At 49.8% G+C, this 17,455-nt stretch carries 16 protein-coding genes; 6 read left to right on the top strand and 10 right to left on the bottom strand.

The features are described 5' to 3' along the window. Positions 1-130: 130 nt before the first annotated feature. Entirely contained in the window at positions 131-634 is a 504-nt protein-coding gene (locus ACYUJT_RS04665) for a hypothetical protein (protein WP_460319157.1), read from the top strand. 135 nt (positions 635-769) lie between these two features. Next, complete coding sequence (locus tag ACYUJT_RS04660; protein ID WP_460319155.1) at positions 770-1,441, top strand: tetratricopeptide repeat protein; 672 nt, start codon at positions 770-772, stop codon at positions 1,439-1,441. Positions 1,442-1,544: 103 nt separating this feature from the next. Here ACYUJT_RS04660 and ACYUJT_RS04655 read toward each other — a convergent pair whose 3' ends face one another. The 6 genes from ACYUJT_RS04655 to ACYUJT_RS04630 form a co-directional block, all read right to left on the bottom strand. Next, positions 1,545-1,979 carry a GNAT family N-acetyltransferase gene (locus tag ACYUJT_RS04655; protein WP_460319154.1) on the bottom strand — a complete coding sequence of 145 codons (435 nt, stop codon included), beginning with the start codon at positions 1,977-1,979 and terminating at the stop codon, positions 1,545-1,547. A gap of 16 nt (positions 1,980-1,995) precedes the next feature. Further along, positions 1,996-2,667 carry a ribose-5-phosphate isomerase RpiA gene (gene rpiA / locus ACYUJT_RS04650; RefSeq protein WP_460319152.1) on the bottom strand — a complete coding sequence of 224 codons (672 nt, stop codon included), beginning with the start codon at positions 2,665-2,667 and terminating at the stop codon, positions 1,996-1,998. 104 nt (positions 2,668-2,771) lie between these two features. Then, positions 2,772-3,452: a DsbA family protein gene (locus ACYUJT_RS04645; RefSeq protein WP_460319151.1), complete on the bottom strand. Its 681-nt coding sequence runs from the start codon at positions 3,450-3,452 to the stop codon at positions 2,772-2,774. Between the two features lie 133 nt (positions 3,453-3,585). Continuing rightward, complete coding sequence (locus ACYUJT_RS04640) at positions 3,586-4,824, bottom strand: MFS transporter (RefSeq protein ID WP_460319149.1); 1,239 nt, start codon at positions 4,822-4,824, stop codon at positions 3,586-3,588. A gap of 76 nt (positions 4,825-4,900) precedes the next feature. Then, positions 4,901-7,243 (bottom strand): RNA polymerase recycling motor HelD, encoded by a 2,343-nt coding sequence (gene helD, locus ACYUJT_RS04635; RefSeq protein ID WP_460319147.1) that lies wholly within the window; start codon positions 7,241-7,243, stop codon positions 4,901-4,903. 250 nt (positions 7,244-7,493) lie between these two features. Beyond that, positions 7,494-8,519, bottom strand: a complete 1,026-nt coding sequence (locus ACYUJT_RS04630) for an FUSC family protein (protein WP_460319145.1) — start codon at positions 8,517-8,519, stop codon at positions 7,494-7,496. 158 nt (positions 8,520-8,677) lie between these two features. On the opposite strand from ACYUJT_RS04630, the gene ACYUJT_RS04625 reads away from it, so the two are divergent. Further along, positions 8,678-9,202, top strand: coding sequence for a hypothetical protein (locus ACYUJT_RS04625; protein ID WP_460319144.1), 525 nt, complete (start codon positions 8,678-8,680; stop codon positions 9,200-9,202). 627 nt (positions 9,203-9,829) lie between these two features. On the opposite strand, the gene ACYUJT_RS04620 is transcribed toward ACYUJT_RS04625, so the two are convergent. Continuing rightward, complete coding sequence (locus ACYUJT_RS04620; protein WP_460319142.1) at positions 9,830-10,906, bottom strand: AI-2E family transporter; 1,077 nt, start codon at positions 10,904-10,906, stop codon at positions 9,830-9,832. A gap of 195 nt (positions 10,907-11,101) precedes the next feature. After that, a complete protein-coding gene (locus ACYUJT_RS04615) occupies positions 11,102-12,187 on the bottom strand; it encodes a lactonase family protein (RefSeq protein WP_460319141.1) in 1,086 nt (361 codons plus the stop codon). 179 nt (positions 12,188-12,366) lie between these two features. Here ACYUJT_RS04615 and ACYUJT_RS04610 point away from each other — a divergent pair, with 179 nt between their 5' ends. Continuing rightward, positions 12,367-12,720, top strand: coding sequence for a LytTR family transcriptional regulator DNA-binding domain-containing protein (locus ACYUJT_RS04610; protein ID WP_460319139.1), 354 nt, complete (start codon positions 12,367-12,369; stop codon positions 12,718-12,720). Positions 12,721-12,833: 113 nt separating this feature from the next. On the opposite strand, the gene ACYUJT_RS04605 is transcribed toward ACYUJT_RS04610, so the two are convergent. Further along, positions 12,834-13,838 carry an aldose epimerase family protein gene (locus ACYUJT_RS04605; RefSeq protein WP_460319137.1) on the bottom strand — a complete coding sequence of 335 codons (1,005 nt, stop codon included), beginning with the start codon at positions 13,836-13,838 and terminating at the stop codon, positions 12,834-12,836. 62 nt (positions 13,839-13,900) lie between these two features. Continuing rightward, entirely contained in the window at positions 13,901-15,163 is a 1,263-nt protein-coding gene (locus ACYUJT_RS04600) for an MFS transporter (protein WP_460319136.1), read from the bottom strand. 220 nt (positions 15,164-15,383) lie between these two features. Between ACYUJT_RS04600 and ACYUJT_RS04595 the strand changes: the two genes are divergently transcribed. Continuing rightward, positions 15,384-16,265 carry a molecular chaperone DnaJ gene (locus ACYUJT_RS04595; protein WP_460319134.1) on the top strand — a complete coding sequence of 294 codons (882 nt, stop codon included), beginning with the start codon at positions 15,384-15,386 and terminating at the stop codon, positions 16,263-16,265. A 130-nt stretch (positions 16,266-16,395) separates the two neighbouring features. Further along, complete coding sequence (locus tag ACYUJT_RS04590) at positions 16,396-17,454, top strand: LacI family DNA-binding transcriptional regulator (RefSeq protein WP_460319133.1); 1,059 nt, start codon at positions 16,396-16,398, stop codon at positions 17,452-17,454. Position 17,455: the final 1 nt, after the last annotated feature.

The following is a 17,455-nucleotide window of genomic DNA, read 5'->3' as shown; positions in this document are numbered from 1 at the left end:
AGTATATGTCCCTCGTGTTCGTCTCTATTCTGACCGCGCCGGAACCTAAGTTTCTATGAATATCTTTACCCACCCTGGGAAAGCTAACCCTGGCTTCTGATTACCATAACCAATGAGGAGGATTATCAGCATGAATCAAAACGTAAACCATCAAATTCGCCAAATCGAGCAAACAATTCAGCAATTGGAACAGCAAACCCGCCAGGCCTCGACCTTGTATCAACAGCTTCTCGAGCAGGAGCAGCAAAACGCGATGCAGCTTGAAGAAATTGCCCAACGCGAACGCAAAGCTGCACAAACGATTCAATCTGCACTGCAAGGACATCAAACAGCAATGCATCAATACCAGCAAATTTCGCAGCTGGCAGGGCAAATCGAGAACATCGTAAGTTCCGGCGTGTCCCATTTCAGCAATCCTTCCAGCTATGGTCAATCCGGAATCGGCCAACGCTCCATGGGCGGACAGAGCTTCGGACAACCTAGCTTTGGACAGCATAGTTATGGTCAGCAAAGCTACGGACAGCAAGGCAGCTTCGGTCAAGGAAACTACAATACGCCCCATTCCGGTTCTTCGATGGGCCATATGGGCCAAGCGGGGCAAGGGCAAGGCTCCCAAATGCGCAGCTACCAATAACAATAAGAAGACTAAAAAGGCGGACCAAGAAATCTTGATCTGCCTTTTTAGTCTTTCAATCCCGCTGCCTCATCAACTACAGTAGAACATCTTTCGTGGTATAATTGGAAAATAATCTTACCAACGGAGGAGAACATGAAATTTCTAATTCTCATCATTCTTTCCTGGTTGACAGGAAATGTATTCCTTTCTTTGATTATTTTTCTGGGCATCCTGTACTTTCTGGACAGGCGCTTCGTCGGCATTTTTCCCAGCTTGACCAAGCCGTTTCGCAGATCGCGCCAAATTGCCCGCTTGAAGCAGCAACTGGCCGTCAACTCCTTTGATGTCTCCTCAAAACGGGAACTGGCCCGGCTCCTGCTGGATCAAAAAAAGTTCAAAGAAGCCTTTACCCTTCTTCAAGAAGCCAAGTCCTCATCCGAATCCTCAGCAGAATTCTGGAGCGATTTGGGTGAGGCCCAGCTGGGAATGGGGCAATTGGACGAAGGAGAGCAGCATGTTCTTCAAGCACTAAACATCAATGAACGTGTCAAGTACGGGCAGCCCTATCTCAGCCTGGCCTTCGCCTTCCGCGAGCAGAACCCGGAAAAAGCGCTGCGTTACGCCAAGCAATTTGGCGAGCACTATTCCTCTTCCAGCGAAGCGTATTATCTGCTCGGCAGCCTGTACCAATCTTTGAACCAGACGGACGAGGCCAAGCGGTCCTGGGAAGAAGCGATCGCCATTTACCGCTCCCTGCCTAGATACAAGAAACGTGCCGAACGAAAATGGGCATGGAGAAGCTATTTCAAAAAACTTACCCGATAATTAAAAAACCAACCCCGAAGTTTATACTTTCTGATATCTTAATTCAAAACAAAGCCGTCAGCCCTACAGGGCCGGCGGCTTTGTTTCTGGATTGCTGATCACATTAATCTTCTTCGGTCTGTTCGGTCTCGTACGTGCAGCGAAAATATTCCGGACCGCCCGGAAACTTCGAAAATCCGGTTACTTGAAAACCGATGCTGCGGAAGAAATCAGCGCTCTCTTCATCTGTCTCCGCTAAAACGACAGCAGGCCGTTCAAGCACCATAGCATCCAGAATGATTCCTCGGCCATATCCCATCCCGCGATCCTCCGGATGCACGGCGAGATGCAGCAGCTCCATTACGCCGTTGTCTGCGCTGCGATAGCCGATCATGCCGATACACTGGCCTTCTTCCTCATAAGCAAGCAGCTTGCAACCGCTGTCCGCTCCATACTGCTTCACCGCTTGGCCAAGCTCCTCCTCATCGCCATGAACCGCATACTCAAGCAGCTCCCGAATCTCTTCGCTGTCCATTCGCGGTTTAACGTCTATAAGCATGCCAAGCACATCCTTCCTACTTCTCGATAATCTCCGTACTTCCGTCCTCGTGGCCGATGATGACCGTACGGGCAATGCCCACAAACAAGCCGTGCTCCACGACCCCGGTCGTTGCCTTCAGCTCATCGCTCAGCTTCCCTGGCGATTCGATCTTGCCGAAAGCCGCATCGGCGATATAGTTGCCGTTATCTGTAACATATAGCTTATCGCCGTTCATCCGCATTTCAATCGCTACATTATAACGGCTCCGCAGCAGGCGAAGTGTCCATTCATAACAAAAAGGCACAATTTCAATCGGCAGCTTGAATTGCCCCAAATGTTCTACTCTTTTATTACTGTCGGCAATGACGACGAACCGGTCGCTTTGAACCGCAACCAGCTTCTCCCGCAGCAATGCGCCGCCGCCACCCTTGATAAGAGCCATCTCCGGGTCTACTTCGTCCGCGCCGTCAATCGCGATATCTAACCGTTCAATCTCGGCCGCAGGAATAAGCGGAATATTATATTTAGCAGCGAGCTCTTCCGAAGCTTTAGATGTAGCAATCGCCCGAATACTGAGCCCACCCGCAACCATTTCACCGATTTTCTCAATGGCATAAAAGGCCGTCGATCCTGTCCCTAGCCCGACCGTCATTCCTTCCTTGACAAATTCTGCCGCACGGTAGCCCGCCGCTTGTTTTGCATTCATGGTTACCCCTCCTGATCTAAAAATCACGATTACATCATACCAAAATATGAGACAAAAAAGAACAGCAAGTCCATTGCGGACTTGCCGATCTACAATAATGGTATTCATTTCTCAATCGCGGATTGAATGCCGGCAAAAGAAGCGTCTTCGATCTCTTTTCCATTGACAAAAACCGTTGGCGTTCCTCTGACCTGATAATGCTCAACGAGCATGAGATCTTTTTTTACATTAGCGCTATATGTCCAGCTATCCACATCCTGCTCGAATTTCTCAATATCCGCTTCGGGGATATAGGTGCGTACCAAATCGAGAATAAATGACTTCGTTGCCCAAGTATCGTCCTTCTTCCCTTGCAGCTCACTCATCTTCTCATGATATGTCCAGAAATAATCCTGATTCTGCTGATACAGCGTCTCACCGGCTAATGCCGCGAGGTTAGAGTCCGGCGCCAAAAAAGGATAATCGATATAATATAATACGGCTTTGCCCGTATCTAGGTATTCCCGCTTCAGCTCGGGAAGAACCTCCTCGTTCCATCTTTTGCAGGCCGGACATTTATAGTCGGCGAATTCAACGATCGTAACCGGAGCGTTTCTATCGCCGATGTAAGGCTGCTCCGCTTCATTAAATCCGTCCAGACTAAATTCAATCGAAACCTGGTCGAAATCAGGAAACTCCGCTTTCGGCTTGCTGTCCCTCAAGCTGGTAAAGATCACAATGGCTACTGCAGTCAAGGCTATCGCAGCAAGCGTCACAAGACCCATCTGCCGATTTTGCTGCTTCATCACTATTCCCCTCTCATTATCGAAAAATCATTTGATTGTTCGATTGTACAAAGCAGCAAGAGGGAACAATAGGACAAATTTAACACTAATTAAGTATATATTAGGATAAATTGTGATTTTTTTGAACTTAAGGCTAGTGAGCGGGATGCGGCGCTTTTTTGATTTTACCTTTTTCCTTATCCGTTTCCGGTTTAACCATCAGCAGCAGCAAAATTACCGCTATGAGAGATATGCCGGCGATTACGAAGAACAGCGTCATATGCCCTGCTTTATTGAGCAGCGATACGATCGGAGGCCCTAAGGAAACACCGATGAAGCGCATGCTTCCATAGATGGACGTAATTGTGCCGCGCAGGGATTTCTCAATCCCTTCGGTAATGAGGGCATCGGAGCTCGGCAGAACCATGCCGATGCCAGCGCCGCAAACGACCAGACAAGCGATAACAAAATAAATATTGTTAAAAAAGCCAATGCCAAAAAGAGCACCCGTGGACAGTACCAATCCTACGACCCCGCACCATTTCATCAACGTCTTGTTGTTACCGATCTTCTTACCTGTAAAAAAGGCGGCAAGGCACAGCGCAGCCAGCGGTATCGCCAGCACCAGCCCCTTCAGCACTCCATCCAGTCCATGCTTGGTCTCAAGCTGCTCGGATAAGTAGAAGAGCACGCCAAACACTAGAAACATACAAATACAACCAATCGCAAAAATAGCGTAAAGCCAGCGGCCCTTCTCCTTAAATACTTTTTTTACCGTGCCCAAAAACTCGCCTAACGGCTTGGCCTCTTCCTTGCGCTCCGGTTCCTTCACCATGAAAATAACGAGCAGCAAAGAAGCAAGGCACAAAACGGGAATTGCCAAAAACGGCACGTACCAAATCCAGGCGCCAAGCAAGGCTCCCAAAATTGGGCTGAGCACTTTGCCAAACGTGTTGGATGTCTCAATAATCCCCAGGCTATGGCTTACCTGTTCGTCATCGTCAAACATATCGCCAACAAGCGGGAGAACGATCGGAAAGGCTCCCGCCGCCCCGATTCCCTGCAGCAGGCGGCCGCCTAAAATGATCCAGTAAACCGTCATTCCCTCCGCAAACCAACTGGCCACGCCTGCTACCGCACCACCGACGCCAGCGATGATCAGGCTTGGAATAATGATCATTTTCCTGCCGTATTTATCGGAAAGATAGCCGGCGATTGGCACAAGCAAAATCGCGACAACCGCGTATACCGTTATAAGCATGCTGACTTGGAACGATGAAATGTGCAGCTTGCGCGAAATTTGAGGCAATATCGGAATGATCATCGAACTCCCTAAAGTCATGATCAACGGTATGGAGGCTAGAGCGAACAAATCGCCTTTTTTGTTATCCATCCTTACTTGGCCACCTTTCAACACACGATATGATTAGTGTGGTTGAAATGCGAAAATATATTCGAACTGACCCTGCCTAAGCCTGGATATAAGTCGACTGCCCGCTCTCTGTAATGAATCGGCTTGGCTCACCCGCCGAATATACATGCAGCAGATGCATGGCTCTCGTACAAGCGGTGTAGAACAACTTGCGCTCTGTTTCTTTGGTGTAGTTGCGATTGGAACCGTCATAGATAAGGACCGCGTCAAATTCCACGCCCTTTGCCAGGTATGCAGGTATAATATGGATCCCCTTTTCGAACGAAAGCGTCGTTTTCTTGATCAGCTTGGCGGGCAAATCCTGTGCCAGCATTTCATGCACCTGCTCGCTTTGTTCGGCCGTTCTGCAGATGACCGCAATCGTCTCGTAACCTTCATCCCGCAATGACAGAAGATCCCGTTTGATCTCGCGATTCATATCTTCCTGATCCTGAAGCACTCTTACCAGCGGTTTCTCGCCTTCACGGTTGAAGGGAACGATTTCCTCGCCGCCGGCAATCATCCGTTTCGTAAATTCGACAATTTCGCGAGTTGACCGGTAGCTCTGCCTCAGCACGATAAGCTCGCTTTCCTCTGTCCCGTACAAATCAGTCAGCGTCGCCGACTGCTGAAGCACCGAGGCATGGGCGTAAATCGCCTGATTCAGGTCACCGAGCGCCGTCATGCGCGCCCGAGGGAACAGCCGCTTGAGGAAGAATAACTGAAACGGTGAATAGTCCTGAGCTTCATCGATAATAACGTGACGAATATCTGTATTAGCGTGAAAGCCTAATACAAGTTCCTTTAAATATAGGAAGGGGGTAATATCCTCATAGAACATTTCTCCCGCGCGGATTTTGTCCACGCTCTGCCGGCCAATCTCGCGCCAATCCTCCGGTAGATCTTCCAGCCCCAAATCAGCCGCAATTTCCGGTTGCTCGAACAACTGCGTGTACAGCGTCGTAATGTCGACGAAACGCAGCGTCTTTACCCATCTGCGCAACGGCTTCAATCGGTCGCTAACGACCATCCGCCCGAGAATTTCCTTCTCGTCCTCGTAGTCGTTAAACGAAGCGCCGCTGCCCCGCTGTTTCCGGCGCATGCGCTGGTATGCCCGCTGATAGTCCTCCGCATCTAGAAGCTGAATCTGCTCCTCGACCCAAGGTGCGTCCAACTGGCTTTTCCCGAACGCGGCAATCTCCTTAAGCAGCCATTCTTTCAGCAGTTCACAGCGGTTCGCCAAGGTAATCGCCTGATCGTAATCGTAGAACTGCCGGCTGATCTCCTCGGCACCTACGACGGTCTGGCCTTGAAAACGGAGTGGTCGGAACTTCATCCCCTTCTTCTCGAGCCAATGCTTATAGCGGTTAACCGCATCAAGATACAGTGGGGACGATTTATAGCGTATCCCGCTAATTCTGTGCGCATAATCCTCATCCTCTGTCCCGGTTAGGACGTATTCGATTTGCACGAACGGATCCTCCAGCTGAAACTCCCGGCCCAAACGATGTTCCAGGTATTCCTGAAACGTAGTCTGCTGCATATTCTCTTCTCCAAGCTCTGGGAGCACGGTAGAGACATAGCTATTGAACATCGGATTAGGGGAGAAAAGAATCATCTGGTCGGCGTTCAAACGCTCCCGATGTTTATACAGCAAGTAAGCGACCCGCTGCAGTGCGGCTGAAGTCTTCCCGCTGCCCGCTGCCCCCTGAACGATCAGCATCCGACTGTGATCGTTGCGGATAATCCGGTTCTGCTCCTTCTGGATCGTCGCCACTATGCTCTTCATTTGCGCATCCGAGCTGCGGCTCAGCACTTGCTGGAGCATTTCGTCGCCGATCGTTACTCCCGTATCGAACATGAGTTTAATGACCCGTCCATGAATGACGAATTGGCGTTTCAGTGACATCGCGCCTTCAATTTTCCCGGAGGGAGTCATATAAGAAGCCGGACCCGGCACTCCGTCATAGTACAAATTGGAAATCGGTGCGCGCCAATCGTATACGAGGAACTCTTCGTCCCCCTCCTCCAGCAGAGAAGCAATTCCTAAATAAATTGTTTCTTCCTCGCCGCCTTCCTCGGCGAAATCAATACGGCCGAAATATGGAGACTGCTTGAGGCGCCTCATTTTTCCCAAAGCCGCCGAAGCATGAAGATGACTTCTCTCCCGGTCGGATAGAACTTGCGATTGCTGACGCAAGCTCGTCGAAGTCTCGCCAACATCGTCCGCTTCACTGAAGTTCACAGTGACTTCGTCCCAGAAATCCCGGCGCATGCCGACTACGTCTTCCCGGACAACCGTAACTTCCGACTCCAGCCTGCGAATGCGCTTCTCGATTTGATCAGCAACGTACTCGACGCGCCCCTGCTCTTCCTGCCAAGCCTTATCCGTTCTATCCAAAGATGATCGCCCCTCTACATAATCTTAATAATGGCTGCCTCGCCGGCCGTTTCCTTGCTAACACATTATTGACAAACGAAGATATACGTGATAAAATATATTTAGGTTTATTATGTCTAAACTCATTTATTTTTCAGTCCATTTCTCATTCTAACCATTTATTGTGTCAATTTCAACAGTCCCCCTGCCCTAACCGGACAGAGGGACTGTTTTTGCTTTGGCATGCAGCCGCTACAAGGCTGGCTGATACCTATGAGGCCGAAATCGGCATATCGGAGTGATCCGCCAGGCGGTTCAGACGCTGCAATTGATGACCATATTCATATATTGCCGCCGAAACGATGGATAAACGAAGGATTCCCTCCCGCTGCTCGGCATAACGATCCAGCATGCCCCGCTGGAACATGTCGTTCTCCTGCTCGAACAATTCCGCCTCTCGGGTATTCGGTTTCAGCTTCCCCTCAAACTTCAGCATAATATGCTCGTGGAACTTGATAAGCTTCTCTAGATGCATATCAAATGCCTCGTTGACTTCCGGCGGACGAACCGCCTGAAAATAATGCTGTTCGATGGCATCCAGTACCTCATAGCCCTTGCGAAGCGTCCGTAATATTTGCTTATATACGACCAGTTGGCGGCTGTTGCTGAATTTGGGAGCTTTCAGTTTCTTCTGGTCTTCCTCCATCATTTTATACGTCTCGCTAATCGAATTTATCGTGTCTTCAAGCTCACGCTTCTGATTGCGGAACACGCTTTCCTTCATTTCGCTGGAAATCGCCGTGCGAAGCAGAATGGATAATTGCTCGAACGTCTTCTTGGTCTGGCTATCGTACTGCACCCTCGGTTTCGGTGGAAATACGAGTATATTAATGAGGAACGCGGAGACGATTCCGATCAATATAAGCGTAAACCGGGTAATCGCGAATTCCCATTGTCCTGACGCCTCCATAACCGCAACGACCGTGACGAGCGTAACCCCAATCGTCTCATTCATTTTCAGGCGAATGCAGATCATGATTACAAGGATGCACACAAGCCCGACCGCAATCGGCTCATTCGAGAAGAACGCGCCTCCTGCCATGGCGAGCACCGCGCCAAGCGTATTCGTCTGCAATTGATCGAGCAAATAGCGCCATGAGCGGTAGATCGTCGGCTGCATCGCAAAGATCGCAGCAACCGCAGCGATGACGGGCGACGACAGGCCAAACCAGAAAACTACATAAAGCGCTAACGTTACGGCAATTCCGGTTTTGAGCATTCTGGGTCCAAACGTCACACAAATTCCTCCTGTTCCCTATCCGTTCATTACTTCATTTTACCCAATTCCCCGCTTGATTCAATTTTTAGCTAATTTTAAGATAAGCTTTCGTTTTTTGGTCAAAACTACATGAGAGAAAGACCCAATCATTCTAAACGATGAGGTGAAAAATGTCTATGAGACACATACGCAAACTACTGGAGAAAGGTTTCTTGGCGGCCGTCATAGCCGTCGGCGGATATGCAGCTATCGCTGAAACCGCACTGGCTTATCATGAACCAACGGCGATTCCCGAGGCTTCGCCAAGAGGGGAAAAGGAGCAGCAGAAACCCCACCATCATCACAAAGGACATTTCCGGGGCGGGCATATCGTCAAGGATACTGCTGAATTGCTGGGGGTGGAGCCGAAGGTGCTTATCGAAGATTTAAAGCAAGGCAAATCCCTGCTCCAAGTCGTCCAGGCCCGCAAGGGCTGGAGCGAAGCAGAATACGTGCAGAAGCTGACCGTGGTCGTCACGGGCCATATCGACAAAGCTGCTGCTGATGGCAGGCTAAGCAAGGAAAAAGCGGAAACGATGAAAATGGAGCTCCCCGTCAAGCTCAAAAAAATCGTCAACCGCACTTGGAAAAACTCAAGCAAAGAACACCCCGTGACGGATTATCGCAACAATAACACGATTCTATGGCACAAGGCAGATTAGTCTAGAACAAAAAAGGGCTATCCAGTAAGTGCTATGCATTAAAACCTGTTACTGATTTTGAATAAAAAAGAACATAGCTAAGCGGCCTCAGTCCGATGGAATTCAGGACAAAGGCCGCTTAGCTAACTTTATTATTTGTAATGTCTATTTGAAACGGAGCACTTTATGTTTTCATTGGCCTCTGGATAGCCCCTTTTTTCTACATGTCTTAGCAATGCTAACAGACCTTGGTTCCGCTATTCGGTGAAAACACCTGAAAAATCGAGCTTTACGGACATAGGTTCCGCTATATCGCTAAAATGAAGTGAAAATGAGATGATTGAGCCCCATTAAGGGCTTCTCTGTCCGTTGGCAGGTATAAAAAAGGAGTTTCACCACAAATAGCGGATCTTATGTCCGTTAGAAGCTCCTAAGCTCTCGGCACCACGCTGTTACCCAGCCTCTCGGCACATCCAGCCTCGTAGCAACAGTGTTGCCTAGCTTTTCAGCGTTCAGTTACTCCATACCGCGACTGCACCAAGCTACTTTTCCCATAATTGCTCAGCCATTGAGCACAAGAAGCGCTTCATGATGCCGTCCTCGTTCTGCAATTCGCGTTCCAGTTCGCGATTGCAAGAGCAGCCTGGATCAGCGACCCGCTCCTTTGAGCGCGGCTTTCTTCTTCTTCGGTTTAGCGGCTCCATTCCCCACCGGGACCTCCAATATATCCAAAAGGAAGATGAAGACCGGCACGCCGACGATCAGCCCCCATACACCGAGGAAATGCTCCCCTACGAGCAAAATCATGAATGTGTAGAAAATCGGTAAATGCGTCTTGTTCGACATGAATTTCGGATTGAGGAAGTAGGTCTCAAATGCATGGACAACCGCAATCATGACTAGGACATAGACGATTTTGACCAGACCGCCGATTTTGAAAGCAATCGCGCAAAGCGGAATCAAAGAGATAATGACACCCATCACCGGAATCAGCCCGAGAAGGAAAATCATGATGCCGATGGCAACCAGATTCGGAAATCCGAAGATCCACAGAAAGATCGTGGATAAAATGGCATTCACGGTAGCAATCAAGAACTGAACCTCGATCACTTTTCCGAAGGAAGCGACGAATTTTTTGCCGAAATACTCTAGCTCATTAAACAGGAACGCCGCGCGGCTCTCTTTAAATTTGGCCGTAAAGTTCGTGACCTTCTCCTTTTCCAGCAGGAAGAACAAGCTAAGTATAATCGCAACGAATAGATTCAAACTCCACTTCCCGATATCGGATACGGTCTTAAGCAGAAAGTTAAAGCCGTTACCAACATACTTGGACAGATCAATCTCCCTCAAGGAATCCACCAGGAAGTTTAACAAGACGTTGTCCGGCAAATTCGTAGGGGGATTATCGTAGAACGAAATAACCTGGTTGACCAGATCGTTGAACTCATCCAGAAATACGGGCAAATAGTGATACACGGTCGTGACGAGCAAGGTTAATATTACGGCATATATGATAAGAATCGTAATGTTCCGATTAATTTTGACGACTTTGTCGACATTCCGTGTTATGAAATTATGCAGACGATTGATCAGATAGGTTAGGATGAAGGTGATCAGCAGCATGTTCAGCATGCTTCGTGAAAAGTAGAGGACTAAAATGACGAAAACCAAGGCAAGAAACCTGCGGAAACCCGCAATTTGAAATAGCTCTTTAAAAAAAGTCATTATAAGCGACCTGCTCCTTTGATATTAGACTATCTAACGGTGTATGAGGAATTACGGCATCTTCCGAACTTCCTTGAATTAATCTTAAGTCAGCATACCAGTGAAAGCAAGTAAGCGAGAACTGTTTTTTCGTAAAATTACTGTTAATAATGAAAAACAGTCCCGCCCAAACAACTTGGACAGGACTGAAATATGTTACAGTTCGAACAATACGGGCTGCACGCATACCGGTTTCGAGATAGTCGCGGTTTGCCCCGTAAACTCCAATCTACCGGTAGCCTGGTCAATACGGAATACGGCCAAATTATCCGAATCACGGTTAGCCGCTACGAGATAATCGCCCGCGGGGGTCAATGCGAAGTGTCGCGGATGACCGCCTTCGCTGGAAATATGCTGAACCAGAGTCAGCTTGCCACTGTCTTGATCGATGGCAAAGACGACGATGCTGTCGTGGCCGCGGTTGGAGCCATATAGGAATTTCCCGTCTCGGGAAATCGCTACCTCCGCCGTCGTATTCTCTCCGCCATAGCCTTCCGGCAAAGTCGGCACTGCATCGACGGCCGCAAGCGTTCCTGCTTCCGTATCGAAGGCGAACAGCGTCAGCGAGGAATTAACTTCATTGATCGAATACAGCCACTTGCCGTTCGGATGAAGCGCAAGATGACGGGGTCCCGCGCCCGGTGCCGTCTTCACTTCGCTATGGTACACCAGCTTGTCGCCTTGTGCATCAAGCCGATAAACGAATACTTTATCGAGCCCCAGGTCGGCGACGAGAACATAGCGGCTGTCCGGGGTGAACAGCGCGGAATGCGGATGCGGCCGGTCTTGCCTTACCGGGTCTGCGCCTTTTCCTTCATGCTGCCGCTCATCCGTCTGCTTGCCAGCAAGCCCGTCATTCAGCAGGCGAACGAGGCCGACATTGCCCCCATGATAACCAGAGACGACGGCATAGTGGCTTTGCGGTTCAAGCTCGATATGCGATGTCGATGGCTGCAGCGTAAGTGCCCGGTTCAATTCCGTTAGAGTACCCGCTGCCGGATCAACGGCAAAGCTTGCAACCTCGCCGATCCGCTCTTCGCTTGCCGTCTTCGTCTCGGAAATGGCGTACAGCATCCTGCTGGCGGCATCCACTTTCAGAAAGGTCGGATTCTTAAGTCCGGCAGCTTCGCCAAGGCGAGTCAGTTCACCCGTCGACGGGTTCATCTCCACCACATAAAGTCCCGGATCCGCAGCTTCGGCATATGATCCTATGTATAATAGTAGTCGTTGTTGTTCTGACACTATGGTCACACTCCCTCTCTACATCATCTTGTCTTCCTATTCTTCCGTACTTTCGGTCAAATGTCCAGTCCGGCATTAATTGGAAATATTTAAAATTTGAGCCTAAGTACTACACAAACCCCGAAAAATATGTTATACTGCAAGCGCTTCCACAACATCATCTAAAGGGGGATTTTGGAATGATGAATGTCGGACTAGAGGAGAAGAACGTCTACGAGGTCCTCGATCCACATGACGCTTATTTCTTCAAAGTAGGAGGTCATGGCTTAGTTTGTTTCCACGGCAGAAACTACAGTATAAAAAAGAGACTCTCTGCTGACCAAACCTCAAAACTAATCTCAGACCCCTCTTTCTACCGCGTAAGCACCAACTGTTACGTCAACCTGCATAAGGTGACGGACATCCAGGACAACGTACTGCTATTCAGGGATCACATTCATGGCATCAAGACGATCAACGTGCCAAGAAGAAATTTGGAGCAGATCAAGCGCCTCCTTCCCGAGCGGAACGAAAGTGTAGCTGAAGTCGGGTAAACTGCCGTCGTTCCATCAGACCAAACAAAATAAGCAGCCTGATCCCGCCTTTAGCAAGGGAGCAGCGCTGCTTTTTTTGTTTTCTACTAAGAATGTTTCCTGCTGCTATATAATTATTTTGCAGCCTTCTTCACGTACAATCTCGCGGACTCCTCCCAGATTTCACCCGGCGCCAGGCTGAACAGCCCAATTTCATCGGCCGGCAGGCCAACATGAGGCGCATTCACCAGATTGATCTGCGGCTCAGGGCAGAAGAATCCTTCCGCGCCTCCGTTGTTCCAGATCATCCACTGCTTGTAGGACGTTCCTACGTCGTAAACGAGCATAAGGCCCAGCTTGGAATCCGTCAGCTCCATGCGATTTCTGCCGTTTTGCGGTACTGCCGTATAATGGTTGTCCAGGGAGGTAAAGAATGGATATACACCTTCATTCTTCATCGCTTCTTCCTCTGCGCTCAAAGGCATATGCTTCCCTGTCGGCAGCATTCGTTCATTCAGCTCCCATCGCTCGCCGATCGTGAATTTCATCTTGTAATCGCTCGCTTGACTTCCAGCTGCAAATGGAGCGTTAACAGCAGTATGGAAGGCTAGCAGGCAAGGCATCTCGTTCTCGCCGTCATTTCGCACGAACACATGCTGTGCCAAACCATGCTCGCCCAGCGTATATTTCAGGCGGACGGTGAATTTAAACGGCAGATAACGATAGACCTCGTGAGCTTCGTCTACGCTAACCTTGACGACAACATAGCTCTCCTGCTGCGTGCTGCCGAACTCCTCCACTTGCCATGGAATCGTATGTAGGAAGCCGTGCAGATGGTTGCCCGTAGCCTCCTCGTTGACCGGGAACTGGTAGGTCGTGCCTTTCCAAGGAAACTTGCCGTCCTCATAACGGTTTGGCGGGAAAAGAACGGGAATCCCGTATACGCCCGGATTGCTGCGGAACTCATCCATCTCCTGCTCCGCCGGCTCGCGCAGAAAGCGGAAACCGCTTACGTTGTCCCGAAATGCGATCAGGTTGCCGCCTACGTTCGGAACAAGCGCAGCTTCGTATTTTCCAGCCTGCAGCCATACGGCCTTCTCGCCTTGATACATGCCTTCATAAGCTTTGAGTTGCGTCATTTGATTAGTCTCCCTTCAATATTAAGCAAGTAAATACAGTATCTATCAAACCGTGCTCCACTTCAAGCATCCCGTAATATTCGCCGGCCAAACACGAGAGCCAGTACAATCATCGCCGCGGCGACCCCAAGCTGCATCCCGAACACTTGAATCCATTGCGGCCAATCCGCAATCCATTCATAGACCTTGCCGCCGAGAAGCGGTCCAAAGAATGCGGCAACCCCGGTAATGGCCGAATACATCGCCATATACATCGGCCGTTCGCTCTTGGGCGTATCCCCAATCATGAAATTGAACGCCAGTTGGTTAAAGCCCCCGACACCGACACCGAACAGCATATGGGCTGCGAACAGCACCGGCAACTGCGGCAATACGGACAGCATACCCCAGCACATGATCGAGGCCGCAATGATCGGCAGCGTCCAATACAGCAGGCGCTTGTTGCTGTATCTCGCATTCAAACTTCCCCAAATATAGAAGCTCGACATCATCGTTAACGTTTGCGAGACGTTGAGCAGGGAAATCGTCTGATAGTTAATTTTCAGCAGTTCGAGCATCACGTAGGAGTATAGCGGCACAACCAGGTTTTGTAAGAAAAGAAAACTGGCCAGAAACGTAGTCGCTTTAATAAATGAGCTGTCCTGCAGCGGCTTGCGCAGCATCGGCAAAAACTTGCTCTCCACCGAGCGCTCGAACGTTACGTCCGGATAGAACATGAAAATAATGATATTGGCGATAATGCATACCCAAACGATGATATATAAATACAGAAAGCCCTGACTCTCCGGAAATCGATCCAGAATCATACCGCCGGTAAACATCGTAAGGGTTCCCAGCGCATTCAAGAACGTATTCCTGATGCCGAAATACCGCCCCCGCACCCGTGCGGGCACAATATCGCTGATGAGCGAATTCCACAGCATTCCCCCAATTGTGTTGAACAGGCATGCCGTCACATAAAAAGCGATAAATGCGCTAACCCAATACGGTTTAGGGAACAAAAACGGGACAAGTCCCGTAAACGCCCATAAAATCCGGTGTATTGCAATGAATAATACCAGAGCCCATTTCCGGCTTGTCAGCCGCTGAATGAGAAACGCCACGGCAATTTGGGCAATATTTACAAAGGTCGTAATTGCCAGCACAAATCCCAGCTGTCCGGAAGTAGCTCCTAAATAGAGCAAATAGCCTGTCAAAAATTGACCGCCCAGCAGGGTTTGAAATATAACGGCGGGAAAACCTTCCCAGGTCGCAATAGCTAGGTTTCTACGCTGGAGAGACGTTTTGCGTCGCGTATAAAACTTCAGTTTAAAGCTGTCCCTCATGATGCCACTCCTTCTAATTCCTAATCCCCACCCGCGGACCTCTTCATGACTTATATGCAAGAACGGTTTCGCGCCAAATCCAAATATTCGGCAAATCACTCCCTTATACCGTGTTAGCATGCAAATTTCCATTCGTTCCAAATTAACAGTATAATAAATACATGGGTTTCTTTCCATACAATTTCTATACATAATGAAGAGAAACAGAGGAGATTTTGGCATGGACGATTTGAAAAAAGCATACGAACAGCTCGGCCTGCCCGAGAACGCTTCCAGAGAAGAAGTGGAACAAGCTTTCGACATGGCGCTGCGCAAGTCTCGTTCCCGCAAAGGAGCCGATGAGGCGGAAAGCGAATATGAGCGCTCGCTGCGGGCTTACAAGCTGATCACCGGGCGCGAGGACCAACGCAAGCTTGAGCAAATGAGCCAGGAAAGGTACGCCAAATGGGGAAAATTCGCGGGAACGGCAGAGAAAATCGACGACTTCTTCCGCATTTACAGAACGCATGTCATCGTCGGCATCATTGCGGTCATCGTATTGATCTTCGGCATTAACGCTTTCGTGGATTACCGCGCGGAGCAGAAACGCATTGCGGCGCTGCCTCCTCTCGATCTATCCCTATTGTTTATCGGCAATTTCGCGGTACCTGATGCGAATAACGGAGAAGAAGCGCTGGAACAAGCTATTCTCAAGCAATTTCCCGAATGGAACCGGGTCGATTTGCAAATCACTTACGTTCCTGAACAGGGAGAAATGGTATACCGACAAAAGGCAATGGCCATTATCGCTACCGAAAAACCTGATTTATATATTATCGACAAACCGACCTTCGACTGGATTTCTGGCGGCGGCGGTTTCAAGAACCTCCAGCAGGAGAGCGAAGGCGTATTAAGCCCAGTGCTTCCTGATCATGCTGCTCTTCGCGCACAAGCGGAGGAGGATCCGGAGCCCCAAGTGTATGCCATCGACCTGACGTCCAGCGAGCTGGCGGATCAGCTCCCGCTCGGCAAGAAGGAATTGATCGCGGCGGTAGGCTGGAACGAAGAGCGCTATGACAACGTGATGTTATTCATCGAGCGTTACCTTGAGCATATGAAATAGCAGAATTATAACGGCACGGAGCGGTTCCACCGCTTTGTGCTTTTTTTGTCATGCTTTTTACGATTGATTTATCCCTAGGCTTCATTTATGATAGTGTCATAAACGCGCGTTTACAGAAAGAGTGATGAACATGCGCAGCGAAGATATCGCTAAGTTGGCCGGGGTGTCACGCAGCACCGTATCCCGCGTCATCAACAATTATCCTAACGTTCCGGAGGCAACCCGGACCAAGGTGCTTGAAGTCATTGAACGGCATCATTACGAGCCAAACAGCTTTGCCCGCGCCCTAGCCGGCAAACGAACGGACACGATCGGCCTGTTTGCCATCAGTATGAACGAAAAGGAAAATGCCCGCCGCATATACCAGAACAGCTACTTCGCCCCCATCGTCGACCTGGTGGTCGACACGGCCAACGCCCGGGGTTTCTACGTGCTGATCCATACGGTTTATTCGCGGAATGACTTCCAAAAGGTGAAGCAGGCCTTCCAGCAGAAACGAATCGACGGCGGCATTCTCGTCGGCACCCAGAAGGACATCGAACTCGTCCGAGAAATGGTCGGGCAAGGAGCCCCGCTCGTCCTCATCGATTACGACATTGCGGAAATTACGGCCGAGCGACTCGACAAAAATCACTTGGCCGTCATCAATTCCAATGACTACGAGGGCACGGTGGAAGCTATGGAATACCTCATCGGACTAGGCCACCGGCATATCGGCATCATCCAGGGACGGATGAATACCTATTCTGGCCGGGAGCGCTATATGGCGTATGAGGATACGCTGCGGAAGCATGGCTTGCCGATCGTAGAGAGCAGCATCCTGCAAGGGGAATTCTTGAAGGAACAAGCTTACAGTGCCGTGCTGGGCCTGCTTGATTCCGGGGAAGAGCTGCCTACCGCCTTGTTCAGCTCGAACGATGACATGGCAATTTCAGCGATGGAAGCCTTTGCAGAACGAGGCATATCGGTTCCGGGCGACCTGTCCGTCATCGGCTTCGACGATGTGCAGCTGGCCTCCCGCGTCCATCCTAAGCTAACCTCAGTCAGCCTGCCGATCGAGGAAATGTCCAAAGCCGCGGTAGATAGAATTATCCGTATTTGCAGCGGCGAACAGACGGGTTTCAGCACACTGAGCTTTCCGACCCGCCTGGTGACAAGAGATTCTTGCAGACCTCTGTCATCTCAATAGC

The organism is Paenibacillus sp. YSY-4.3 (assembly GCF_054767475.1).
The sequence above is the reverse complement of the archived record's forward strand: the minus strand, read 5'-3'. Positions and strand labels throughout refer to the sequence as shown.